Source organism: Rhizobacter sp. P3_B12 (assembly GCF_056402895.1).
Map to the genome: position 1 here is coordinate 1 of NZ_JBFUGN010001385.1, position 1,240 is coordinate 1,240.

At 68.0% G+C, this 1,240-nt stretch carries 2 protein-coding genes; one reads left to right on the forward strand and one right to left on the reverse strand.

What is annotated here, in order from left to right; translation table 11 throughout:
• Nucleotides 1-568, reverse strand: a 568-nt coding sequence (locus AC1D01_RS35450) for an EamA family transporter (RefSeq protein ID WP_477874316.1), incomplete at its 3' end; no start/stop codon positions are given.
• A gap of 124 nt (nucleotides 569-692) precedes the next feature.
• On the opposite strand from AC1D01_RS35450, the gene AC1D01_RS35455 reads away from it, so the two are divergent.
• Complete coding sequence (locus AC1D01_RS35455) at nucleotides 693-1,175, forward strand: Lrp/AsnC family transcriptional regulator (protein ID WP_477874318.1); 483 nt, start codon at nucleotides 693-695, stop codon at nucleotides 1,173-1,175.
• The last annotated feature ends 65 nt before the right edge of the window (nucleotides 1,176-1,240 follow it).

A 1,240-nucleotide genomic window follows, 5' to 3' on the forward strand; every position in this document is an offset into this window, starting at 1 on the left:
CGCCCGGGGCCAGCGGCAGGCTGCGCTGGCTGAGCACGCTGCCGACCGACCAGGTGAGGCAGGCCGTCGCAATCGCGAACAGCCCGACCGGCGAGGCCTGGAAGCCGGCGCCCTGGGTCAGCATCAGCACGCCGGCCAGCCCGACCGCGATGCCCAGCAGCTCGAGGCGGCTGGGCACCACGCGCCACAGCAGGTTCAGCCCGGCGATCATCAGCGGCACCACCGCGATGAACGCGACCACCAGGCCCGAGCCTACGGTTTGCTCCGAATACGCGGTGCCACCCATGCCGCCGCCCAGCATCAGCGCGCCGACCACCAGCGCATTGCGCCACTGCACGAGGTTGGGCCATGGCGCGCCGCGCCAGCGCATCCACGCCATCAGCAGCACGCCGGCGAACAGGAAGCGCGAGCCCATCTGCAGGAAGGGCGRGAAGCTGACCAGCGCGAACTTGATCGCGAGGTAGGTGGAGCCCCAGACCAGCCAGGTGGCGGCCAGGCACAGCAGGATCAGCGCCTGCGGGCCGTGGCGTTCGGGCTGCAGCGAGGCGGTCGGAGAGGAGGCGGACATGGTGCGTGTTCGGTGCGGAAAACAGGTCGACATCGTACGAAGGCGGGCGCGTCATTGGAATGCAAGAAGCAAGGTCGACGGATGCAACGCATGCTATGTTTGAAGGACTTTCGGAGGTTTTGCCTTGAACCTTGACATCGACGCCCATGACACGCGCATCCTCGCCGAGCTGCAGGCCGATGCGCGCCTGACGATGGCCGAACTCGGCCGCCGCGTGCACCTGAGCCAGCCGGCCGTGACCGAGCGGGTGCGCAAGCTCGAGGCCGCCGGCGTGATCACCGGCTACCGCGCGACGGTCGACCTCGGCAAGCTCGGCTACGGCATCCGTGCGATGGTGCGCGTGGGCCGCGCCGAATACGCGCGGGTCGTCAAGCTGGTGCAGCAGAGTCCCGAGGTGGTCAGCGCCTACAACGTGACCGGCGAGGACAGCTGGCTGCTCGAGATCGCGGTGATCGACGTGCCCCACCTCGATGCCGTCGTCACGAAGTTCTGCCTGCTGACCGAGACTTCCACTGCGATCATCCTGAACACCCCGCGCGAGCACCAGACGATGCTGCCGCCGCGCCGCGAAGATGTGAAACCCCCGATCAAGAAAGTCACCGCATGAGCGCCGAGCACCCGAACGATTTCGCCACCTGCGACCTGTGCGATGCGCACAAGAACGACACCGAC